At 59.4% G+C, this 22,913-nt stretch carries 21 protein-coding genes and 1 riboswitch; of the genes, 8 read left to right on the plus strand and 13 right to left on the minus strand.

What is annotated here, in order from left to right; translation table 11 throughout:
• Positions 1 to 7 precede the first annotated feature (7 nt).
• Entirely contained in the window at positions 8 to 1,591 is a 1,584-nt protein-coding gene (locus RE428_RS23745) for a flavin-containing monooxygenase (RefSeq protein WP_040882982.1), read from the minus strand.
• 186 nt (positions 1,592 to 1,777) lie between these two features.
• On the opposite strand from RE428_RS23745, the gene RE428_RS23750 reads away from it, so the two are divergent.
• Positions 1,778 to 2,407, plus strand: a complete 630-nt coding sequence (locus RE428_RS23750; RefSeq protein ID WP_004579666.1) for a TetR family transcriptional regulator — start codon at positions 1,778 to 1,780, stop codon at positions 2,405 to 2,407.
• 22 nt (positions 2,408 to 2,429) lie between these two features.
• On the opposite strand, the gene bamE is transcribed toward RE428_RS23750, so the two are convergent.
• The 3 genes from bamE to RE428_RS23765 form a co-directional block, all read right to left on the minus strand.
• Entirely contained in the window at positions 2,430 to 2,744 is a 315-nt protein-coding gene (gene bamE / locus RE428_RS23755) for an outer membrane protein assembly factor BamE domain-containing protein (RefSeq protein WP_004579665.1), read from the minus strand.
• 58 nt (positions 2,745 to 2,802) lie between these two features.
• Positions 2,803 to 3,711 (minus strand): DMT family transporter, encoded by a 909-nt coding sequence (locus RE428_RS23760; protein ID WP_004579664.1) that lies wholly within the window; start codon positions 3,709 to 3,711, stop codon positions 2,803 to 2,805.
• 324 nt (positions 3,712 to 4,035) lie between these two features.
• On the minus strand, positions 4,036 to 5,148 hold the full coding sequence (locus RE428_RS23765) for an NADH:flavin oxidoreductase (protein ID WP_004579663.1): 1,113 nt from the start codon (positions 5,146 to 5,148) through the stop codon (positions 4,036 to 4,038).
• 136 nt (positions 5,149 to 5,284) lie between these two features.
• Between RE428_RS23765 and RE428_RS23770 the strand changes: the two genes are divergently transcribed.
• Positions 5,285 to 5,755 (plus strand): winged helix-turn-helix transcriptional regulator, encoded by a 471-nt coding sequence (locus RE428_RS23770; RefSeq protein ID WP_004579662.1) that lies wholly within the window; start codon positions 5,285 to 5,287, stop codon positions 5,753 to 5,755.
• A 148-nt stretch (positions 5,756 to 5,903) separates the two neighbouring features.
• Positions 5,904 to 6,602: an OmpW/AlkL family protein gene (locus RE428_RS23775; protein ID WP_004579661.1), complete on the plus strand. Its 699-nt coding sequence runs from the start codon at positions 5,904 to 5,906 to the stop codon at positions 6,600 to 6,602.
• A 72-nt stretch (positions 6,603 to 6,674) separates the two neighbouring features.
• Here the strand turns inward: RE428_RS23775 and RE428_RS23780 are convergent, their stop codons facing one another.
• Both RE428_RS23780 and RE428_RS23785 read right to left on the minus strand, forming a co-directional pair.
• Complete coding sequence (locus tag RE428_RS23780) at positions 6,675 to 7,988, minus strand: DEAD/DEAH box helicase (RefSeq protein ID WP_004579660.1); 1,314 nt, start codon at positions 7,986 to 7,988, stop codon at positions 6,675 to 6,677.
• Between the two features lie 281 nt (positions 7,989 to 8,269).
• Positions 8,270 to 8,884 (minus strand): LysE family translocator, encoded by a 615-nt coding sequence (locus RE428_RS23785; protein ID WP_115840282.1) that lies wholly within the window; start codon positions 8,882 to 8,884, stop codon positions 8,270 to 8,272.
• A gap of 175 nt (positions 8,885 to 9,059) precedes the next feature.
• Between RE428_RS23785 and RE428_RS23790 the strand changes: the two genes are divergently transcribed.
• Positions 9,060 to 9,662, plus strand: coding sequence for a GNAT family N-acetyltransferase (locus RE428_RS23790; protein WP_004579658.1), 603 nt, complete (start codon positions 9,060 to 9,062; stop codon positions 9,660 to 9,662).
• Between the two features lie 16 nt (positions 9,663 to 9,678).
• Here RE428_RS23790 and RE428_RS23795 read toward each other — a convergent pair whose 3' ends face one another.
• Positions 9,679 to 10,662 carry a M23 family metallopeptidase gene (locus RE428_RS23795; protein WP_040882335.1) on the minus strand — a complete coding sequence of 328 codons (984 nt, stop codon included), beginning with the start codon at positions 10,660 to 10,662 and terminating at the stop codon, positions 9,679 to 9,681.
• Between the two features lie 160 nt (positions 10,663 to 10,822).
• On the opposite strand from RE428_RS23795, the gene RE428_RS23800 reads away from it, so the two are divergent.
• Positions 10,823 to 11,512, plus strand: coding sequence for a Frag1/DRAM/Sfk1 family protein (locus tag RE428_RS23800; RefSeq protein ID WP_004579656.1), 690 nt, complete (start codon positions 10,823 to 10,825; stop codon positions 11,510 to 11,512).
• Positions 11,513 to 11,664: 152 nt separating this feature from the next.
• A complete protein-coding gene (locus tag RE428_RS23805) occupies positions 11,665 to 12,417 on the plus strand; it encodes a DUF3047 domain-containing protein (protein WP_004579655.1) in 753 nt (250 codons plus the stop codon).
• 14 nt (positions 12,418 to 12,431) lie between these two features.
• On the opposite strand, the gene RE428_RS23810 is transcribed toward RE428_RS23805, so the two are convergent.
• Positions 12,432 to 13,310, minus strand: coding sequence for a substrate-binding periplasmic protein (locus tag RE428_RS23810; RefSeq protein ID WP_081614547.1), 879 nt, complete (start codon positions 13,308 to 13,310; stop codon positions 12,432 to 12,434).
• Between the two features lie 240 nt (positions 13,311 to 13,550).
• Between RE428_RS23810 and RE428_RS23815 the strand changes: the two genes are divergently transcribed.
• Together RE428_RS23815 and RE428_RS23820 are read left to right on the plus strand one after the other, a co-directional pair.
• Entirely contained in the window at positions 13,551 to 14,453 is a 903-nt protein-coding gene (locus RE428_RS23815) for an esterase/lipase family protein (RefSeq protein ID WP_004579653.1), read from the plus strand.
• Positions 14,450 to 14,728, plus strand: a complete 279-nt coding sequence (locus RE428_RS23820; protein WP_004579652.1) for a hypothetical protein — start codon at positions 14,450 to 14,452, stop codon at positions 14,726 to 14,728. Before RE428_RS23815 ends, RE428_RS23820 begins: the two co-directional genes overlap by 4 nt.
• Here the strand turns inward: RE428_RS23820 and RE428_RS23825 are convergent, their stop codons facing one another.
• The 5 genes from RE428_RS23825 to glmU form a co-directional block, all read right to left on the minus strand.
• Positions 14,729 to 15,580 (minus strand): universal stress protein, encoded by an 852-nt coding sequence (locus tag RE428_RS23825; protein ID WP_004579651.1) that lies wholly within the window; start codon positions 15,578 to 15,580, stop codon positions 14,729 to 14,731.
• Between the two features lie 111 nt (positions 15,581 to 15,691).
• Entirely contained in the window at positions 15,692 to 17,197 is a 1,506-nt protein-coding gene (nhaB, locus tag RE428_RS23830) for a sodium/proton antiporter NhaB (protein WP_004579650.1), read from the minus strand.
• Between the two features lie 636 nt (positions 17,198 to 17,833).
• Positions 17,834 to 19,078: a D-amino acid dehydrogenase gene (locus tag RE428_RS23835; protein WP_040882333.1), complete on the minus strand. Its 1,245-nt coding sequence runs from the start codon at positions 19,076 to 19,078 to the stop codon at positions 17,834 to 17,836.
• A gap of 160 nt (positions 19,079 to 19,238) precedes the next feature.
• A riboswitch (glycine riboswitch) is annotated at positions 19,239 to 19,333 on the minus strand.
• A gap of 139 nt (positions 19,334 to 19,472) precedes the next feature.
• Complete coding sequence (glmS, locus tag RE428_RS23840) at positions 19,473 to 21,305, minus strand: glutamine--fructose-6-phosphate transaminase (isomerizing) (RefSeq protein ID WP_004579648.1); 1,833 nt, start codon at positions 21,303 to 21,305, stop codon at positions 19,473 to 19,475.
• 85 nt (positions 21,306 to 21,390) lie between these two features.
• Positions 21,391 to 22,758 (minus strand): bifunctional UDP-N-acetylglucosamine diphosphorylase/glucosamine-1-phosphate N-acetyltransferase GlmU, encoded by a 1,368-nt coding sequence (glmU, locus tag RE428_RS23845; protein ID WP_004579647.1) that lies wholly within the window; start codon positions 22,756 to 22,758, stop codon positions 21,391 to 21,393.
• Positions 22,759 to 22,913 lie beyond the last annotated feature (155 nt).

Below are 22,913 nucleotides of genomic sequence, written 5' to 3' on the forward strand. Positions count from 1 at the left end.
AATCACATCAAGCCGGCACCGGCTCCCCGGCCACCGCCCGCAAGGTCGCCGATGTCTCACACCGATACTGCTGCGCATCGAACCGGCTCGTCTGCTGCCGGAACGCCCAGGTGAAGCTGGGCCAGAGCGCGGTGTTCTTGCCGTGCTCGTTCACGTACCAACTGTTGCAGCCGCTCTCCCACACTGAGCCACCGGACTTGGACTGGAGCATTGCGTTGTATTTGGTCTGGGCCCGTTCCTTGACCTCGACCGCTTCCCAGCCTTCCTGTTTCATCTGAGCCAGGGCATCCATCACGTACTGGATCTGGGACTCGATCATGTAGACCATCGAACTGTGCCCGAGGCCCGTGTTGGGACCGACCAGCATGAAGAAATTGGGGAAGCCGTGGACGGTGGTGCCCTTGTAGGCCTCGGCGCCCTGCTTCCAGGCGTCGAGCAGATCCTGTCCATTACGGCCGAAGATCATCCGCGGCGCGATCGGCTCCTGGGCCTTGAAACCGGTGCCGAAGACGATGACGTCCACTTCCCGCTCCACGCCGTTCTTATCCACAACGCCCTTGGCCGTCACTTCCCGGATGCCGTCGGTGCGCACGTCCACATGGTCCTGCGCCAGGGCCGGATAGTAGTTGTTGGACAGCAGAATGCGCTTGCAGCCGATGGTGTAGTCTGGCGTGACTTTTTTGCGCAGAGTCTTATCGGGGATCTGCTTGCGGATATGGCGGCGGGCTTCAAGTTCCGCCACCTTCATCAGCCGTGGATTCAGCGCCAAGGCCAGAACGCGGGATTCCAACTGCCAGTAGATGGAATTACGCAGCGCAGATTGGGCCGCCGGCACCCGCCGGAACAGCGCCTTCTCCCAGCCCTTCATTTCCCGGTCCGGCTTGGGCATGACCCACGGCGGTGTGCGCTGGTACAGGTCGACCCGGGCCGCTTCCTTCGCCAGCTCCGGTACGAACTGGATGGCACTCGCGCCGGTACCGATTACGGCGACCCGCTTGCCTTGCAGGTCATAGCTATGATCCCAATCCTGGGAATGGAACATCTTGCCCTTGAACGTATCCAGGCCTTTGATGGCCGGATACGACGGCGTACTCAGACCGCCCATCCCGGACACCAGCACGTTGGCCTCCATGGTCTCAAACTCGGGCAATTCGGGATCATCGATATCCAGGGCGTCGCCGGGCTTGAGGTTCTTCTCCTGCATATAGGTCCACAGCGCCGAGCTGTCCGCCGTCTTCAGGCTCCAACGGTTGTGCTGCTCATCATAGTGCGCAGCGGCGAGATGGGTGTTGAAGCGAATATGCCGCATCAAGTCGTATTTTTCGGCACAGTGACGCAGGTAGTCGAGGATCTCCGACTGTTGGGCGTACATCCGCGACCAGTTCGGGTTCTGCTCAAATGAGAAAGAGTAGAGCGCGGACTGAACGTCACAGGCACACCCGGGGTAGTGGTTATCGCGCCAGGTACCGCCCACCTCGTTGCCCTGCTCCAGGATCACGAAGTCTTCGTAGCCGGCCTCCTTCAGCTTGATAGCCATGCCCAGCCCGGCAAAGCCGGTGCCGATAATCGCGATAGGCGTGTTGTTGTTCATATCCATCCACCTCGTTGCGGCCTCCGTTTGTAGAGGCCTGTTGTTATCTGAGCTGTTGGTTTTGGCGATTCGTGTATACAGTTGTCTACGTCGGTAGACGGATGTATACACCTTAAAGTAGACACCTGTATACTTTTGCTGAGCCATACAGCGGCCTTTGGCCCGCACAGACAAGAAGGCGTCCTGATGAGCGTGATGACCGGAGGCAAATTGAAGCTGGTACAGGCGGCCCTGCGCCTGATTACCCAGAGCCGTAGTCTGACATCATTGGGTCTGAGAGAACTGGCGCGGGAAGCGGGGCTGAATCCCAATACCTTCTATCGGCACTTTCGCAATCTGGACGAGTTCGGCCTGCAGGTCCTGGGCTATATCGCCGAGGAAATGAAGACGGGCGTACGGGAGTTGCGCCGCATGGCGGAAAGCTCGGATCAGGCCTCCCATGACACGGTGGCCTTCGTCTACAGCTACTTTCTCAGCAATCCCGCCGCCACGACCGTCGCCGTGCGTGAGTTGCATGGTCCTTCCCCCATCCTGCGCCGTGCTCTGGAAGTCCAGTTGAACGCCAGCGCGCGGGAAATGGCGGAAGATATCATTGAGCGCAAACTGGTCAGCGGTCTGGATGAAGCAACGATCCATGAAATTTCGCACATGACCATCCGCTATATCCTGTTCCGGGCCATGGATTACATCGAGAAGGTGGATCAGCGGGAGCGGATCCAGCTGGAAACCGAGCGGTTCATCAACCGCCAGTTTCGGGGGGCATTGGTGGAAAGGCTCTCTCCGGAGGAGATTGCCGAGCGGGTCAGTCAGCACTGACCCGCTCGGCGGGGCACCAGCCTTACTCGCCGGTGGTGTTGTAGACGTAGGAATCGACAGTGCCGTCTTCGTTGAAGCGCACCACCAGGTCCGTCGTCTCGGCATCGCTGAACGCCGACCAGCGGTATTTTCCGTAGGTCCAGGTCCGCTTGCCGTCTTCCATACCCGTGCGCCAGGGTTCGCCAAACATCCGCTGGATCTCGGCACGGGTGGTCTGGTCAATCCTGATCTCGTCCACATTATGGGTCGGGAAGTCCTTACCCACCGTCGCGCAGCCTGCCGCCAGTACCGCAGCCGTCAGAACACCGGCACCCAACAGCGATTTCATGCTTTGCATAACAACGTCTCCCAGGTTGGATTTGCATCCATCATACCGGTTCACCTGACGCTTTCGATTACGGACCCGTAACGCCCCGCGAACGACGCGCCGGACGCGCAAACAGCCGGTGCCCAAAGAAAAACAGCCCCAATCCCGTAAGAATCAGCCCGCTCCCAAAGGCCAATGCGGCAGAAATAACCTCACCGTTGAGCCACTGCCCAAGATATAGGGCAAATACGGGCGTTATTAGCGTCACTAGAGCGACCGTGCTGGCCGACAGGTGCCGCAACACATGGTAATAACTGACGAACCCCAACAACGAACCGAAGATTGCCAGATACAGGATGGCCCAGGGGGAGGTGGAGGACCAATCGATGGAAGGCAGCGTCCCATCCAGTACGAGCCACGTCACCGCGAAAAACGGCTGGCTCAGCAACAGGGTGCCGACAGTCTGCGCCAGCGGGTGTGCCGGTGATGCGGTTTTCTTGACCATCACCGCGCTGTAGCTGAACAACAGAACCGCAACGAGGATCAGCAGAACACCTGGAATAATTTCTCGTCCAATCGCCACATCATCCAGGAAAATCGCCCCCAAACCCGCCAACGCAATGAAGCAGGCGATCCAGCGGTAAACCGGCAACGGCGGCTCCCGCAACAGCCATTGCGCAAGCACGGCTGAAAGAAGTGGCGACAACCCGTAGAGCACGGAAATCAGTCCCGACGGCACCGTCTGCGCCGCAACATAGCTCAAGCTCAACGCGCCGTACACACCGAGGAGCGCGTAACCGTATGCACGCAGTTGAGGGCCGCGCCATGATAGGGGAATGCGCATGGCACGCAGCAGCAACCAGCCAAGCACCGCGGCAATCGCCATGCGGGACCACGCGGCCATGATGGGATGGACGGTCGCTCCGCTCCAGACGATGCCGAGCGGCGTGGTGGACCAGACGAGGACCACGATCAGGTAGGCTGCGGGGACGTGCATGGGGTTCCTTCTCCAGTGAATTCCTTAGGAAACATCCCCTAAAGACAGAAGACCACCGCCCCAACGAAAAAGACCGCAGGGCGAGAAGCGCTGCGGTCTTTGGGAGATTCGGCTCTGATTCAGCAGTCGCGGTCTCCAGCCCCAGCGCATGACAAACGGGCCCACGCAGCGGCACTCGCTAGGCGCAGGGCAATGGTCATCGGCAGGTGGCAGGAAAACATGCGATTTATTCCGTCCGATCGGAAAGGGTTGCTGAAACAGCAATCAAGCATGCCCGGCGAACTCGGGCAAGTCAACGTGCCCACGTTCGCCGGACGCGTAAGCTTAGTAAAGCTTCGCCAATGACTTCTTGGCAAACGGCTCCACGTCACCAATGCGGCCTTCCTTAACCTTCACCAGCCACTCTGGATCCTGCAGCAGGGCGCGGCCGACGGCGATCAGTTCGAACTCGTGGTTGTTCATGCGCTCGACCAGTTCGTCGATGCCGGACTGCTCCACGGCCTCTTTCTTGCTGGCGAAGGTGCCGCTGATGAAGTCTTCGGTCAGGCCGACGCTGCCGACGGACATGGTGGGCTTGCCGGAGAGTTTCTGGGTCCAGCCGGCCAGGTTGAGGTTGGACCCTTCGAATTCCGGCTCCCAGAAGCGGCGGGTGGAGGCATGGAAGATATCCACACCCGCCTCGACCAGCGGCTTGAGGAATTGCTCCAGCTCTTCCGGTGTCTTGGCCAGCTTGGCGTCGTAGTCCTGCATCTTCCACTGGGAGAAACGCAGCATGATGGGGAAATCGGGACCGACGCGTTGACGCACAGCTTCGATGATCTCGATGGCGAAACGCTGGCGGTTGGCCATGCTGCCGCCATACTCGTCGTCCCGCTGGTTGGTACCTTCCCAGAAGAACTGGTCGATGATGTAACCGTGAGCACCGTGGATTTCGACACCATCGAAGCCTAATGCCTTGGCATCCTGCGCGGCGTCGGCGAAGGCGTTGACGACGTCGGCGATATCCTCCTTAGTCATCGCCCTGCCGTTCGGCTTACCCGGCGCATAGAGGCCAGACGGGCTGTACCCGGGAACGGAAGGATCCGGCTCCATACCTTCACGACGTACCGATCCGACATGCCACAGCTGGGGGAAGATGGCACCGCCAGCCTCATGGACCGCATCCACAACCTTCTTCCAGCCCGCCAGCGCGTCGTCACCGTGGAAGAACGGAACGTTTTCATAGCCATTGGCAGCCGGGTGGTTGACCGTAGTGCCTTCGGTGATCAGCAGGCCCACGCCGCCCTCTGCCCGGCGGCGATAGTAGTCCACCACGTTGTCGCCCGGTACGTTACCCGGAGAGAAATTGCGGGTCATCGGCGCCATGGCAACGCGGTTGCGCAGGGTCAGGTCATTGATTTCGAAAGGTTCGAAAAGCGGTCCCAAGTTTACGGACATTAGAGCAAATCTCCTGAAGAATCGACGGCCGCCAGGCTATTCATACTTTCTAACCTAGCTGGCCAAATTTGGTTTCATAATGAAACCCTATTTAATCTGGTTTTAAAATGCAACCCTATTCGGTAGACTCGAAATCATGGCCAGAAAACGTTTTGATGACTCCAATTGCTCCGTTGCCCGCGCCCTGAATGAAGTTGGGGACTGGTGGTCCCTGCTGATCGTGCTGCAGGCGATGTACGGCACCCGCCGTTTCGTCGACTTCCAGCAGGAATTGGGCATCGCCCGCAATATCCTGTGCGATCGCCTGGCAAAGCTGGTGGACAACGAAGTCTTGCGCAAAGTTGAGGTGGGCGAACATGGCTCACGTCATGAGTATCGCCTGACAGAAAAAGGCCGGGACCTGTTCCCGGTGGTCATCGCCCTACGCCAGTGGGGAGATAAGTGGAATCCCTCCCCGGAACAGGGTCCCCTGGATCTACGTGACCGTGAAACCCGCCAGCCCATCCAGCAGATGCAGGTGCAAAGTGCCAAAGGCAAGCCGCTGACGATCCGCGATGTCTTCATGCCGGACCTCGAAGCTAGGACGCCGAAGACGAAGGCCAGCTAAACCCGTCACCTTCGCAACTATTGAGCTGTATCAAGGAATGGGTGTTCCCGGCCCCCGCCGCGTCGCAGTTCTTGCGCCAGATCAAGAACAGACAGCGCGCACTCCTTAACCTGAGAGACATTCCAACTTTCAGAGCAAGGAGATTGCGATGTCCCGCAAAGTATCCCTTTCAGTCCTGGCAGCCACCCTGCTGGCAGCCCCCTTGGCCCACGCTTACGAACCTGGCGACTTTGTCCTGCGCGCCGGTCCGGTGCTGGTCGATCCACAGGAATCCAGCGGTGACCTCCGTGTCGAAGGCGTAAGGCTGGATGGCGCGGAAGTCGGCGTGGATTCCGATACCCAATTGGGGATCACCGCGACCTATATGTTCGCTGATCACCTGGGTGTCGGTATCCTGGGCGCAACACCCTTTTCCCACGACATCAACGGCGCGGGAGACGCCCTGGCCGGAACCGGAAAGCTGGCGGAAACCAAGCACCTACCGCCAACCATCACGCTCCAATACTTCCCGCTGGAAAGCGGCAGCAAGATCCAGCCCTATGCCGGTATCGGGGTGAACTACACCGTCTTTTTCGACGAAGACACCACCTCAACCCTGACCAATGCGCTGGGCGCCGCATCGACTGATATCGATCTCGATGACAGCGTTGGCCTGGCGGCTGAACTGGGCGTTGATTTCATGGTCACCGACCATATTGGTGTCAACGCTGCGGTCTGGTACGCCGACATCGATACCGAAGCGACCATCAAGGCCTATGATGGGGCCGGCAATAAAGTGGCGACAGGCAAGGTCGATGTCGACATCGACCCGATGGTCTACATGCTGGGCGTGAGCTACCGCTTCTGAGCATTTGCGAGCAGCCCAAACGAAAAAGGCCGGGATGATCCCGGCCTTTGTACGTCTGGTGATCGCTGCCCGTCAGTCCTGACGGCGCGCCTGGCCACCTTGGCGGTTACCCGACGAGCGTGCGCCCTGGGAGCGTCCGCGACTCTGGGCATTGCCACCAGGACGACCCTGACGACGACCGTTGTTGCCATTTCGACCGCCACCACCATTACCACGGCCCCGGTTTTGTTCGGGCTTGGCCTTGGCGCTAATCTCCACGCTGGGTTCAAACCCGGCAATCACCTCCCGCGGCAGCTCTTTCTTGATGAGCCGTTCGATACCCGCCAGCAGTTTGCCTTCGTCGGCACTGACCAGCGATACGGCGTGGCCGCTCTCACCAGCCCGACCGGTCCGGCCAATGCGGTGTACATAATCTTCCGCCACGTTGGGCAGTTCGAAGTTTACGACCTGGGGCAATTGCTTGATATCCAGACCACGCGCAGCGATGTCCGTAGCCACCAGCACGCGAATGTCACCCCCTTTGAAGTCGGCCAGGGCCCGGGTCCGGGCATTCTGGGACTTGTTGCCGTGGATCGCGGCGGCGGTGATACCGTCCTTCTCCAGTTTCTGGCTCAGGCGATTGGCACCATGCTTGGTGCGGGTAAAGACCAGCACCTGCTGCCAGTTGTTATCGGCAACGAGTTGGCTCAACAGGGCAGACTTGCGGTTCTGGTCGACCGGATGGATAGTCTGCTTGATGGCCTCGGCCGTGGTATTGCGAGGCGCAACTTCCACCGAAACGGGGTTATCCAACAGGCCCTCGGCGAGCTTCCGGATTTCCGGCGAGAAGGTGGCGGAGAACATCAGGTTCTGGCGCTGCTTCGGCAACAGGGCCAGGATCTTGCGGATGTCGCGGATAAAGCCCATGTCCAGCATGCGGTCGGCTTCATCCAGAACCAGCATATCCAGGCCGCTGAAGTTGACCATGCCCTGCTGATGGAGGTCCAGCAAACGGCCCGGGGTCGCGATCAACACATCGACGCCCTGGCGCAGGGCGCGGATCTGCGGGTTGATCTTGACGCCGCCGAAGACCACGGCGGAACGAACGGATTGATGTTTGCCGTAGAGGGCAACACTTTCACCCACCTGTGCCGCCAGCTCACGGGTTGGCGCGAGGATTAGCGCACGCACGCCTTTGCCGCGGCGAGGCAATTCCGCAAGACGTTGCAGCAGGGGCAGTGTAAACCCAGCTGTCTTGCCAGTACCGGTTTGGGCCGCTGCCATGACGTCCTTGCCGGATAACACGGCCGGGATAGCCTGAAGCTGGATCGGTGACGGTGTGTCGTACCCCTTTTCCTTGGTGGCACGAACGAGCGATTCGGACAGGCCGAGAGACGCAAAACTCATAGATTAACTCTCTTGTGATACCCGTCCTGAACGTGGATGCACGCCGCGGATATCATGAAAAAAACGACTGCAGGCGCGCAAGGTAACGTTGGCGCCGCCCTCTGAAAGGTCGTATGAAGTGGGTCGCCGCAGGGAAAGCGGCATCCTTCGAGGCAGGAACGGATTGCAGCGTACCAAAGAAGTTGCCGGAAGACGATTGTTCGGTACTGTGGATATCCGCTATCTATCGGGCCGTCGGCGGGGCTGTCCTCCTCACGGGAATGTCCCAGAACCCGCAATTTTCAACGATGAGCCGTCGCCAGCACGCCCCCGAAGAAGAGGAAGGTTGTACCCGCCGTACGGTTCATGATCCGGCCACCCCGCTCCGACACCAGCCAGCGCCGTGCGCGCTTGGCAAACAGCGCATAGACCAGGTGCACAACCACCACGATGCCGGCGTAGGTCAGTGAAAGCAACGCGAACTGTACGCCGTATGCGGCTGTGGGATCGATAAACTGGGGAAAGATCGACAGGAAGAATAGCACCACCTTGGGATTGGTAAGCTGGATGGTGATGCCTTCGATAAACCGCCGGCCAAAACGGTCCGCCGATTGATCGGTCTCAAGCGACAGGTTCAGCGCCGGCGACCGCCATAGGCGGATACCCAAATAGACCAGGTAGGCTGCGCCGACGAACTTGAGTACGGTGAATGCTTTGGCCGACGTGGCGAGTAGGACTCCGAGGCTGGTCGCGGAAATCACCGCGACCACCAGGGCACCAGCGGCAATACCGAGAATACCGCCTACCGTACCCCGACGCCCGGAGCGCAGTGCATTGGATAGCGTCATCACCACGCCAGGTCCCGGGCTCAGGACCGTGGCTGTCGCCATTAACAGAAAAAGCAGATAGAGCCGCACACCATACTCCCAGTATCTGAACCCGCCGTTATTGGAACAACGCAGCAAGAAGCCATACCGCCACAGCTTGTGGATAACGGCGGAATCAAGCCACACTTGTGAGCTCTAGTGCGCTGTATGGACGTCACGGAAACACCTTAGCCTGCTATCTTCCCACGAATAAGGACGTGCCTGTATGAGTAAGTGGCTTGACGAGGTAAAACTGGTTGGGGAATCCGCCAGCCTGATCCCCCTTTCCCCGGACCACCGGGATCCCCTGGTCAAAGCCGCGACAGACGGCCTCTGGGAATTGTGGTTTACCGGCGCACCTTCCGCCGACACGGTAGACCGCTATATCGAGACGGCGTTGGCCGAGAAGGCCCAGGGCGTCGCCCTGCCGTTCGTTGTCGTACATAACCCGAGCGGAGAGATCATCGGCTCGACCCGCTACTGCAACGCCGACCCCGATCACCGGCGTCTGGAGATCGGTTACACCTGGTACGCCAAGCGTTTCCAGCGCACCACCGTAAATACCGAGTGTAAGCAGCTCCTGCTGGCCCATGCTTTCGAGAGCCTCGAGACCATTGCCGTGGAGTTCCGTACCCACTGGCATAATGAGGCCTCTCGCCGCGCCATCGCCCGCCTGGGGGCCAAGCAGGATGGCGTACTGCGTAACCACAAGATCGAACCGGACGGTGCTTATCGAGACACCGTGGTGTTCTCGATCCTCGAACACGAATGGCCGACCGTGAAAAAGTCCCTCGCGTTCAAACTCGCCCGGCTCAGAGAGCAAGGCTAGAAGGGGGAAAAAGGTTCTACTCCGGCTGGATACGTTGCCCCTTGACCGGCTCACCCCGCTCCACCAGCTCGCCATTGGCCAGATAGTCATTGAACTGTGCCGGCAGACCCTCGCCGGCGAACGGTTCCGGCGTGTTCTGCAGATGGTAGTGGAGGTGAGGCTCGCTTGAGTTGCCGCTGTTGCCACACAGCCCCAGCACGTCCCCGGCCGCCACCTGCTCTCCCTGGTTGACCTCGACGCTATCCTGCTTGAAGTGGGCCAGGAATGAATATTCTTGATTGCCGTGGTCGAGGATGATGTGGTTTCCCATAGGCCGTAGCGGATTCATGATGCCCGGACGGTTATCGGCTACATCATTTTCTACGGCCACGACCGAACCGGCGGCCGGTGCAAGGATGGGCTGGCCGAAGCAATAGTAGTCCGTGTTGGACGTACCCTCGCCATGAAACGACGAACCGTTCCGGGTTTTCACGAAGTCATAGGCGAAACGCTGATCGATAGCCCGGGCGTGGTAATTGGACGCAATCTCGCGTCCGCCCCAGAGGGCCATCCACTCGCCCTCGAACGGTAGCTGCAGGGAAGCTTGGGTCTGGTAGTCCAGGTAAGGGCTCGGCGCCGTGCTGGCTGGGCGGATGAAGAAGCCCGCCACCTTCTGGTCGTCAGTCACGGTCCACTGGACGATGACGGGGCCGCGCCCACGCTCGAATGTCGCCGAACGCAGGTAGACCTGGTACGGGTTAACGGGTGAAACAGACTCGGACAACACCTCGCTTTCCGCACCGAGCTGGTTGATAACCTGCCGCTGGAAGCCGGCAAGGTTTTCCTTGCTGGTCATCGCGTCGCGCATGGGCGTATTGAAACGCTGCCACAGGATATCCGTCTGACCGCTGTAGAACTGCTCCGTCAATGTGCGGCCCAGCTCTAGAGTGCCGTTGTCCGCTCCGTGGGCCTGCAGCACAATCGCTGCGTAAAGCATTAAAAGCGCTATAACCTGTCGCATGGATGTCCCTCTCGCGCGGTTCCTTCTTTCCCTGAACGACCGACTCTCCAGCAGAGTACCCTGTGATACCTCCCGATCCAAGCCGTCGCTATCAAGCTGCATCGCATTATCGCAAAGCTTTCTATACTAGGCACAGGCAGCAACAGTCGATCCGGATCGTATGCAACCGAATACCACCGATAACACGGTGATTCCGCTTTGGTGGATGGCCCTGGCAGCGGCGCTGATTCCCCTTGTGACCATCCACACCACCTATTTTATGTCCGCCATCGAGGGACACGTGGATTGGTGTGTGCCCTATTGGGAGAGCTGTACCAGCATTAGCCGCACCGGTCGGCACGGTGTGTCCTATTTTATCTTCAAGGGAACCATGCTGCCTGCAGCCTTGCTTGGCATGTTCTTCTGGTGGCTGAACCTCCTATGGCTGCGGCAGTTGGGCGCCGGCGGCAAAGGCATAGCCTGGCTGCCCTGGCTAGGCCTGGTAGCCTGCCTGGCCCTGGCCAGCTACACCCTGGCACTGGGTCACCGAGGTGATGAGTTCCAACTGATTCGCCGCATTGGCGTGGTGCTGTATTTCGCCCTCACCTATATTGCCCAGCTACTGCTGAGCGCTGGCCTGCAATCGGTTCCCCGCTGGTCGCTGCAAGGCAACTACCTGCTGCGCCTGTGTCAGGTCACCCTGGCTGTAGGTCTCTTTTCGGTGGTGCTCGATGCCATCGCCCACGCGTTCCATGAACGCTTCGAGGATGCCTTCGAGTGGGTGCTCGCGCTGCTGGTCAACACCCATGCCTTGTGGATCGCGATCCTCTGGCGCCAATCGGCCTTCCATGCAACATTTCGAGTGATTTGAAAACAGTACACTCCGGTACCGGCGCAGCCGTGGTAGCCTGACCATGCGAGCTTTTCGTTCCTGAGGGCGTTTGACTGGATAATACCGCCTCATTGGACGTATCAAATACAAAGCCTGAAAATAGACAGACCATTATTCCACGGAGCCTCCCAATGGGCATGAAGCCCTCCATCCTCTTATTGACACTCTTGATTGGCCTTGCCGCGAATCCGGCCGGCGCCGCCGATATCATCAAACCGTTTTCCAGCATGGCAAGCCTCGACGATGGCTGGTCGGCACTGGATTTCCCCAATATCGACCGTCACACCGACTACGCCCTGATCACGGAAGACGAGACCCAGGTCATACAGGCGGACACCGACAACAGCGCCTCTGGCCGTATTGCCCGTATTTCCATCGAACCGGGAGAGAAGCTGCTGATGCGCTGGCGCTGGAAGGTCAGTACCGTCTACGACAAGGGAGACGCTCGGCAGAAGAGCGGCGATGACTATCCCGCCCGAATCTACGTGGCCTTCGGTTTTCAGCCGGAGAAAGCCGGTTTTTTCGAGCGGGCCAAGCGCAAGGCGGTGGAAATACTTTACGGCAACGAACTGCCAGGGAATGCGATCAACTACATCTGGGCCAACCGCCTACCGTTGGGGGCGATGGTGCCCAATCCCTACACCGAGAAAACCCGTATGATCGCGGTTACCAGTGGTAGTGAGAAGGTAGGCCAGTGGGTGACGGTGGAACGGGATCTGGTGTCGGATTATCGCACCGCCTTCGGCGAACCACCGCCGCGTATTATCGGTATCGGCATCATGTCCGACTCGGACAATACCGGCGAAGCGGCGACCGCCTGGTACGGGGATATCGAGCTGATACGCGTCAGTGAGGCAGAGGGTGAAGCCGAGGATGAATCCTGACGTTGCGGGAAAGGCTATTCACTGCCGACAACTTCCCCGTTCGAACCTGGGGAGAACACGAAATTGTCCCTGGCCGAAAGATCATGGGGCGGTAACATCGGAAAGCCCGGCAAGAGAGCGGTCTCACTCGACGTTGGCGTTACCGGCAACTCGCCGCGCGCTTGCAGGCGCGCGAAGGCCCTATCGAAGTCCTCGCGGAACTGCTCGGCCTTATCCTGTTCCATTGAGAACAGCCAGGCGGTCACACAGTCTCGTATAAAGGAGTGCCGGAGGTCGTCCATCGACTGCGTGGCGCCTAACGCCTCTACAGGTTCGCGGTAGTCCAGCAGGTATTCACCACGCTTGAGACGCAGCATGTCGACGGCGGATTGGTGGGTGGACGAGTAACTCAACCGAATATCCGGCTGGCGGGTCAGATAGGTGCTCAAACCACCGTAGGTATAGCCCGAAATCAGGATGAGACGGCTGTCCCGCAAGTCGTCAAACCGGGCCACCGGCGCCGTCTCCTTGAGGTGCCATGCGCTGAGTTCGACCAGCATTGGCGTGGACTTGCTCGTCAGCACATGGCCCTGCAGCGGCGGGATATAGGTCAGGCCGGGCCATAAATCGATGCGGCCTTCACGGAGATAGAGGTACAGCCTGCTCGGCGGCAGATAGATAAATTCGGGCCGATATCCCGCCTCCTTGGCGACCAGGCGCGTAAGCTCGATAAAACTACCTGCCGCGTTGCCCTGTTCGTCCTGGTACTCGTAAGGCGGGAATTCCACGTAGCCGATGCGCAACGTAGTCGGCTCGGCCCAGGCTATCGGTGTACACAGCAAGATTGCCCAAAGCAGAATGACTCCATACCACCGCCCCTTTGGACGTCGGGTTTCGACACAATCCTTTGTCATTGTTCCCCCGGTTACGCCGGATCGCCTTCCATCTATCCAGTCTGCATTTAGCGTCAGCCAAGGTTAACCCAGTCTATGCTCCGACGACTAGCGAAATTCGGTTTTGAAGACGCCCCCAGCCACCCCGCAAACTGGACCGCACCATTGATTGGGCTGCCGCCATACACGGCCAGAAAAGCCAATGGCTCTTCGACTGGCCCGACCTAGACTGTATAGTAAATAACCAGCAGGTATTCGACCATGCATACCCCACTCGCCCACTGGCAACATCAGGCTTCGGCCATCGTCAGCGGCTTTCTCGGCGATTGGCTGGAATCCCGGCGCAACCCGCTGGCCGTGACCATGCAGATGCAGCAGGCCGGGCAAACGCTTCATCTCGATGCCACCCCGGCGATAGACAACCCCAAGCGCACGCTGATCATCCTGGTCCATGGCCTGACCGAAATGGAGACGATCTGGGACTTTCCCGGCCGGCCCGGCTACAACTACGCGACGGCCCTCAGCGAAAGACTGGGAGCGACCGCACTCACCGTGCGTTACAACTCGGGCCGCGCCATCCACCAGAACGGCCGGGATTTCTCGCTAATGATCGAACAACTGGTCGCCGCTTGGCCGGTGCCAGTGGAAAACCTTTTCCTGCTGGGCCACAGCATGGGCGGCCTGCTGATTCGCAGTGCCTGCCACTACGGGCAAGATGCATCACACACCTGGATCGATCACCTGGATAGCTGCGTCTACCTCGGTTCGCCTCACGACGGGTCCTGGCTCGCCCGGCTGGCGCAGGGCACTACAGGATTGATGCAACAGATGCCCCGGGATTACCTACGGGCGGCGGCGGATCTCGTCAACCTGCGCAGCGTGGGTATACGCAACCTGAATCAAGGGGTCATACTTGAGGAAGACGACACGGCGCCGTTGCTGCCGGAGGTCCGGCATTTTGCTGTTTGCGGCCTTATTGGACGCCGGCGGGCGCATCTGGTGAATCGGCTTGTCGGCGATGCCCTGGTTCATGAAGACAGTGCCTGCGGCCGTGGTCAGACGGGTTGGACGCTGGATGGCGAAGTGGTGTTTGCCGGCATAGACCATATCCGGCTGGCTCATCATCCGCAGGTCTTGGCTCAGTTGGAGGAATGGCTGCAATGATGGCACCAAAGGAACTGACGCATCGTGACTGGTGGCTGGGGATGGCCGACCTGGCCAGTGCCGGAGCGGCGGCGACCGCTGGCCGGCTAGAGCAGGTCCACCTATCGATCGCCGACGAGACGTTCAACGTTTTGGCACGAATTCCTGTCACCCGGCCAGTGAGCCAGCGGGTGCGACAGATCCATCACGGCATATCGACACTGAGCTATCGATCGGTCAGCGCGGGGGCATTGGCGTTCAATATGTGGCTGGCCAGACAAGTAAGTAAAGACTAACTATCGGAGAATGATCAGCGGGCTGCCGCTGGTCTTCAGCATGTTGGTGGTGGTGCTGCCAACCAGGAACTGGCGAATCCGGGAGTGGCCGTAAGCGCCCATCACCAGCAGGTCGATCCCCTGCTCTTCCTGGTAGCTATGCAGGGTCTTTTCAACGTCGCCGGCGCGGATCGCCAGGTGCACTTCACAACCGGCTGCGGTCAACTTTTGTTCGGCCTCGCGCAGTTGCGACCAGTTGGCTTCTGATTCAGTACCCACCATCACCAGGTGCAGGGAAAAGTCCCGGAAAATCGGACTATTGGAAAGCAGATCCACCCCGCGCTTGACGGTATCGCTGCCATCGAAGGCGAGCATGGCATTGCGTGGCGGGGCAAACTCGTCTGGAACCAGCAGGATCGGTCGATGCAGGGTGCGAATGACCGTTTCCAACTGGCTGCCGATATGGATGTCCCTGTCGCTGCTGCTCTCCCCGTGCAGGCCCATCACCAGCAGCCGGATCTCCGGCTCCACATCCAGCAGGCTATCGGACAGGTCGCCGTGTCGCTGGCGCTGCTGTATGGTCTCCACGCCGTCCTCACGGACCCGGGCAGCGGCCGCTTCCAGCATGTGCCGGCCCTGGTCAAGGGCGATACGGCTGCGCTTCTGGTCCAGTTCGGCCAGTTCTTCCAACAGGTGCTCCCGGCTGCCCAAGCCAATGCTGCCCGCAAGGTCCGGTTCGGTCGGGTACCGCAGTTGGTCCAGCACATGGAACAGCATCAGGGATGCATCCAACCGTAGAGAGGCCCAGGCTGCATAGTCGCAAACGGCTGTTGTCGATCGTGAACCGTCAATACACGCTACGACGTTGGACATCACTCCCTCCTTACGGCGCCCAGGCGCCTTGTCATTGCTTTGGCAACAGTTTGCCTTGATCGACCGTTGCCGTCACCACCAGCGCACGGAAAGGATCACACAGCGGATATGTCACACCAGATACATCACGCACAGCAGCCCCACAGAGCCCATTACCAAGGTGTAGGGGAACGCCATGATCACCATGCGCCCATAAGACAGGCGTACCAAAGGCGCAATCGCGGATGTGAGCAGGAACAGGAACGCCGCCTGGCCGTTGGGTGTCGCGACGCTCGGGAGGTTGGTGCCGGTATTGATCGCCACAGCCAGCTCCTCGAAATGAGCCTGGGAGATGCTGCCAGCCTCCAGCGTTTGCTTGATTTCGCTGATGTAGACGGTCGCCACGAAGACGTTATCGCTGATCATCGACAACAGGCCGTTGGCGATAAAGAACATGCCCGGCTGTTGGGACTCGGGCAGACTCAGCACGTAGTTGATGACCGGAGTGAACAGGTGCTGCTCGTGGATCACCGCAACGATGGCAAAGAACACCACCAGCAACGACGTAAACGGCAGCGCTTCCTGGAAGGCTTTGCCAATCTGGTGCTCGTCGGTGATGCCGGTGAAGGAGGTGATCAGGATGATCACCAGCAGGCCGATCAGCCCCACCTCCGCCAGGTGAAACGCCAGGCCGATCACCAAGACGATGGCCGCCAGGCCCTGGATCCATAGCGCAGCCCGGTCGGAGGCCGTACGGCGGGAACGCTCATTGGCGGCAAACTCTTCCAGTACCTGTCGCACCGGCTTGGGCAGACGCGCCCCATAACCGAACCAGCGCAGCTTCTCGAGCAGCAGACAGGTGAACAGTCCCGCCACCAGGACGGGCAAACTGACAGGCGCCATGCGCTGGAAGAAGGTGGCGAAATCCCAACCGACTTCCTTGGCGATCAGCAGGTTCTGCGGTTCACCCACCATGGTGGCCACGCCACCGAGGGCCGTGCCCACGGCCCCGTGCATCAACAGGCTGCGCAGGAAGGCGCGGAATTCTTCCAGGTCTTCCCGATGCAACTCGATCACACCGTCATCTGAATGCGCGTTGTGGTCGTCGTGATGGTAACCCTTGCCCGACGCCACCTTGTGATATACCGAATAGAAACCCACCGCCACGCTGATGATCACCGCCGTCACCGTCAGCGCATCCAGGAACGCGGACAGGAAGGCCGCCGCCAGCGAGAACAGCAGAGCCAGCTTCGATTTGGAACGCACGCCCACAAGAATCTGGGTAAAGGTGACCAGCAACAGATCCTTCATGAAATAGATGCCGGCCACCATGAACATCAGCAGCATGATCACCGGCAGGTTATGCAGTACTTCCAGATAGACGGCGTCGGCTGAGGTCATGCCGATCAGCAGCGCCTCAATGGCCAGCAGTCCGCCAGGTTGGAGTGGGTAGCATTTCAGCGCCATGGCCAGGGTGAAGATGAACTCGCCGACCAGCAGCCAACCGGCGACCGCGGGCCCCAGGGACCACAGCACCAGGGGATTGATCGCCAGAAACAAGAGGATGGCCTGTTTATACCAGGCAGGCGCATTGCCCAGGAAGTTTGCGGTAAAGCCGCCAAAAACAGTCGTTGGCATGGTACCCGTCTTTATTGTCAGTTGTTTGTAGGAAGCAAAAGGAGGGAACTTCAAGCCGAATAAGGCCGCGGCAACTGGGGCGAGCACGGCATGGGTTGTCCCCGGCGTCAAGCCGTGTGCGATACACGGACCAACAAACCGCCAGGATGATAGCAGAAGGCCTACTGGTTTGTTACTGCAACTGCGTAACTTACGCCCAAAGGCATAGGTCATTAATGCCTTTGGCTAAAGGGACTTACCTCCTTCGACGTAGCCCGTTAGCAGACAAAATAGGCAAAAAATCTTGATTGCAGTCAAATGATAATAATTTTCATTTGTTTTTTGACTTAAGCTCGACCATTCTTGATAACAGTCGTCAGCACAACGACCCGTGCACGACACGGGAACGGTACATGCGATTAGAGTGACGCAAAACTTTCAAGCAGTGCACGACATCCGGGTCGTGCACATGAAGAGTGGTGGAGAGTGAGCATGAGCGAGCAAGTGACCCAGATGGCGGGATCGCCCACTTCGCTGTGTCAAGCGTGGCGCACGTTGAGGTTACAAGTGCAGGGGAAGAACGTCGTAGAACGCAAGCCGGTCAGGAAGCGGCGCGCCACTTCGGCAGCGCACCGCTAGACTTCGAGTCGATCGCGACTAGTGGGCCGCGCCCATAGCTTGGGCTGAAGCTGGATTCTCCACCGCGTCAGCCAACATTTCCGCAGTAATCGCCGACAGGGTCCAACCCAAGTGGCCGTGGCCCGTGTTGTAGAACACCGTTGGCAGTCGGCCAGGGCCAACGCGCGGCATCATATTCGGAAGCATCGGTCGCAGACCCGCCCAGGGCACGACGCGCCGCGTGCTCACACCCGGGAAACACTGCTCCACCCAGCTTACCAGCGGGCGCACACGATCAGCCCGGATGTCGCGATTGTAGCCGTTGAATTCCGCCGTGCCGGCCACCCTGAAGCGATCGCCGCCCAGGCGACTGGTCACGATCTTGGTCTCGTCATCCAACAGGCTGACCGTCGGGGCCGATTGCTGCGACGACTCATCATCCAGATGGACGGTGATCGAGTAGCCCTTCACCGGATAGATGTTGACCCGGTCCCCCAGTTTGGCTGCCAGCGGACGGCTGCCAACGCCAGCGCAGATCACCATGCCATCGAAGCTGTGGCGCTGTTCGCTTTCACCATCGGAGGCAGTAACCCAGGCACCATTCTGGTCGGCGCCTACGTCGTTCACATCATAGCCGTACAGGGTATTGACGCCCAGGCGTTCGATGGCGGTCGCCAGTCCATGGGTAAACTTGTGGATATCGCCGGTGGAATCGCTCTCCGTGAAGAAACCACCGTAGTAGGTACCCGCCAGGGTGGGTTCGATGGCGCGCATTTCATCCGGGGTTACAGCCCTGCGCTCCAGGCCGCCAGCGGCCAACAATCTGGAGACGTTGGCCGCATGGTCGAACCCGGACTTGTTGCGGTAGATATGCAGGATACCGCGACGTTCGAGATCGAAATCGATTCCTTCGTTCTTCGCCCACTCGAACAGGTGCTCCCGCGCAGCGATGGCCAGGCGGGCGGTTTCGGTGGTATTGGCTTCGTATTGGGGAATGGCCGCCATGAACTCGGCGAACCAGCTCATTTTGTGCCAGGTTGGCTTGGGGTTGACCAACAATGGCGCATCGTTGCGCATCATCCAGCGCAGGCCTTTGATGATGGTCTGCCAGTTGTTCCAAACTTCGGCGTTTGAGGCCGATAACTGGCCACCGTTGGCGAACGAGGTCTCCATCGCCGCATAGCGGTGTTTCTCGAAAAGGGTAACCTCGAAGCCGCGCTTGGCGAGGGTATAGGCGGTTGTGATGCCGGTAATGCCACCGCCGACAACAGCAATGCGTTTCATGATCATCTCCAGGGGCGTCGGGGTTTCCTCTCTACACGACTGTAGACAGCACCCCTTCCGTCACTGAACCTGAGAGATTCACGCGCCGTCTGATATCAGCGGCCGCTTGCTCCTTCGGTGTGCCAACTGACGCAGATGTTGGCAGCTCTTCGGAAAGTGTCTCGTGCTAGCGGTCCTTTTGCCTGAGAGTTTCCGGGGCAGTTGCTCCTTCGGCGCCGATTCGCTGCGCGAACCAGTCTCTCCCGCTAGTACGTCGGATATGGTGTTTACTTTTTACCCGCATGGGAAAGATAGCAGAAACACCGATCTTTAAAAACCATAACCCGCCACTCACACGTTTTCATAGCAAGTGGCGGGCCAAGTGGAAGCAAACTGAGATTGCAGCTACAGCCGACTATTCGACCGTGACACTCTTGGCCAGGTTCCGCGGCTGGTCCACATCGGTGCCCTTCAGCACCGCAACATGGTAAGAGAGCAACTGCAGGGGCACCGTGTAGACGACCGGCGCGGTGATCGGATGCACCTCGGGGATGGACATGACGTGCACGCCGTCTTCCTCGGTCAGACCGGCTTCGCCGTCGGCAAATACGAACAGTTCACCGCCACGGGCTCGGACCTCTTCCAGGTTGGACTTAAGCTTTTCCATCAACATGTTGTTGGGCGCAACGGTGACAACGGGCATTTCGCTGTCCACCAGCGCCAGCGGACCATGCTTGAGTTCGCCTGCCGGATAGGCTTCGGCGTGGATATAGGAGATTTCCTTGAGCTTGAGTGCGCCTTCCAGCGCCACTGGGAACATGGCGCCACGGCCCAGGAACAGACTGTGGTTCTTGTCCATAAAGGCCCGGCTCAGGTCGGCGATCTTGCCATCGAGCGCCAGTACCTGCTCAACCTGACGCGGCAATTGGCGCAGGGCCTGTACGATTTCCGCCTCTTTCGACGCATCCATCCCATTGTGACGAGCCAGCGCCAAGGTGAAGATCAGCAACGCCGTTAATTGGGTAGTGAAAGCCTTGGTAGACGCAACACCAATTTCCGGCCCTGCCTGGGTCATCACTACGAGGTCCGACTCCCGCACCAGCGAGCTGCCCGGCACGTTACACACCGCGAGGGCGGCACGGAAACCGGCTTTCTTGGCCTGGCGCAGGGCGGCCAGGGAATCAGCGGTTTCGCCCGACTGGGAAATGGTCAGGAAGAGGGTGTCCGGCTGGATCACGTGGCTACGGTAACGGTATTCCGACGCCACTTCCACAGAGCAAGGCACGCCCGCCAATTCCTCGATCCAGTAGCGGGCCACCATACCCGCATGATAGCTGGTGCCACAGGCGACGATCTGCACATGGCGAATATCGCCCAACAGCTTTTCAGCTTCTGTGCCCAATGCCTGTTCCAGAACCTTGCTGTCCGTCAGTCGGCCTTCCATGGTGGCCTGGATCACCTTGGGCTGCTCGTAGATTTCCTTGAGCATGAAGTGGCGGTATTCGCCCTTGTCGGCGGCGTCGTGGCCATGCTCGTAACGTTGGGTGGGCCGTTCGATGGACTGGCCATCGCGATCCCAAACCCGGACGGTATCCTTACGGATCTCCGCCACATCGCCTTCTTCCAGGTAAATGAACCGGTCGGTGACAGGCAACAAGGCCAGGGGATCGGACGCAGCGAAATTCTCGCCAATACCCACACCCACCACCAACGGACTACCTTCACGGCTGACGATAATGCGCTCCGGATCGTCGGCGTGCAGCACGGCCAGGGCAAAGGCGCCGCGCAATTCGGCGATTGCGGCCTTGACGGCGTGGAGCAGATCGCCGTTCTGGCGGAAATGGGATTCGATGAGATGCGCCACCACTTCGGTATCGGTCTGGGAGGTGAAGTTGAAACCTTCTTCCTTCAGACGGTCTCGTAGGGGTTGATAGTTTTCGATGATGCCGTTGTGGACGATGGCGAGGCGCTCACCGGACATATGCGGGTGGGCATTGTGCTGGGCCGGCTCACCATGGGTGGCCCACCGGGTGTGGGCGATGCCTACCGCACCGCGATAGTGGGTGTTGTCGAGAACATCCGCCAAGGCGGCAACCTTACCCACTTCCCGTTCCCGGACCAGGGTGCCGGACGGGTTGAGTACCGCCATGCCAGCAGAATCGTAGCCGCGATACTCAAGTCGCCGTAGACCTTCGAGAAGAATCGCCGGGACATCCCTTTCCGATACTGCACCTACAATTCCACACATATTTTTTATCCTGAACCTTTGTCTTTTGCTGAACCCTGTTTCTTCCAAACCCTGGTATTACATCAGCTAACGACGGATGAGCCGCTTACTTTTTCTGCGGACGCTGCCAGTCCTGGATGTTGCGCTGGCGACCGCGGGCTACGGCGAGTTCATCGGTTTCAACGTCGCGCGTAATCGTCGAACCGGCTCCGATAGTCGCACCATCGGCGACAGAGACCGGTGCAACGAGGGCGGTGTTGGAACCGACGAACACGTTGTCGCCCAGGCGGGTCTGGTGCTTGTTGACCCCATCATAATTGCAGGTAATGGTGCCTGCACCCACATTCACATTACGACCCAGAAAGGCGTCACCGACATAGCTGAGATGATTGATCTTGCTACCCTCGCCCACCACGGCTTTCTTGGTTTCGACGAAGTTCCCCACCTTGGCGTCCTTCGCCAGTTCCGTGCCCGGACGCAAGCGGGCAAACGGGCCAACCTGGGCGCCAGGACCAACGTCGGCACCGTCGATAATCGAATGGGCGTCGATACGGGCGCCCTGGCGCAGCACGGCGTTGCGAATGAAGCAGTGAGGACCGATCTCGACATTGTCCTCGAGAGTCACCTCGCCTTCGAACACCACGTTAACGTCGATGACGATGTCCTGACCGATCGACAGGTTACCACGCACATCGATACGGGCGGGGTCGGCCAGGCTGGCGCCTTCGGTCATCAGGCGACGGGCCTCTTCGGCCTGGTACCAGCGTTCCAGCTCCGCCAACTGGATGCGGTTGTTCACGCCCTGTACTTCAAACCCGGTTTGCGGGTGGGCCACCTTGACGGCGATATCTTCCTTAACCGCCATCTCGATGACATCAGTCAGGTAGTATTCGCCCTGGGCATTACTGTTGGAGAGCTGGGGCAGCCATTCTTTGAGGTGGCGGGCCGAGACGCCCAGGATGCCGGTATTGACTTCCCGGATGCGTAGCTGGTCGCCGGAGGCATCCTTCTGCTCGACGATCGACTGTACGTTGCCACCCTCGTCCCGCACGATCCGGCCATAGCCATCCGGGTTGTCGAGCTCGACGGTGAGGAGACCGATCGCCGCCTCGCTGACCTGTTCGGCCAGGTGTCTCAGGGTTTCAGCCCGTGTCAGTGGCACGTCGCCGTACAGGATCAACACCCGCGCCTCGTCAGGCAGGTTCGGCAGGGCCTGGGCAACGGCATGCCCGGTACCCAACTGTTCGGACTGCATGGCCCAATGGATATCCTCTGCCGGCGTTTGAGCCTTCACCTGATCGGCACCATGACCAATCACCCCATGGATACCGGCTGAACCGAGTGCGCGGGCGGTGTCGATGACGTGGTGCAACATGGGTTTGCCGGCCACCTTGTGCAGAACCTTGGGCAGACTGGATTTCATGCGCGAGCCCTGGCCGGCGGCAAGGATAACAACGTGAAGGGGAAGGGTCATAGCAGTCAGGATTCCTTGGAGTATGCGTGTCGATCCGTGTTACTTGAGCGTCTTCCCCGCAGAGAAAAAGCGCCCAGAATAAAAAAAGCCGCATCCTTCAATAACGAGACCGGGAAGGGTCGCTACCTCGGGATACGGCTTTTGAGTCTACCAGT

Source organism: Marinobacter nanhaiticus D15-8W (assembly GCF_036511935.1).
In the GTDB taxonomy this organism is placed as follows: Bacteria; Pseudomonadota; Gammaproteobacteria; order Pseudomonadales; family Oleiphilaceae; genus Marinobacter_A; species Marinobacter_A nanhaiticus.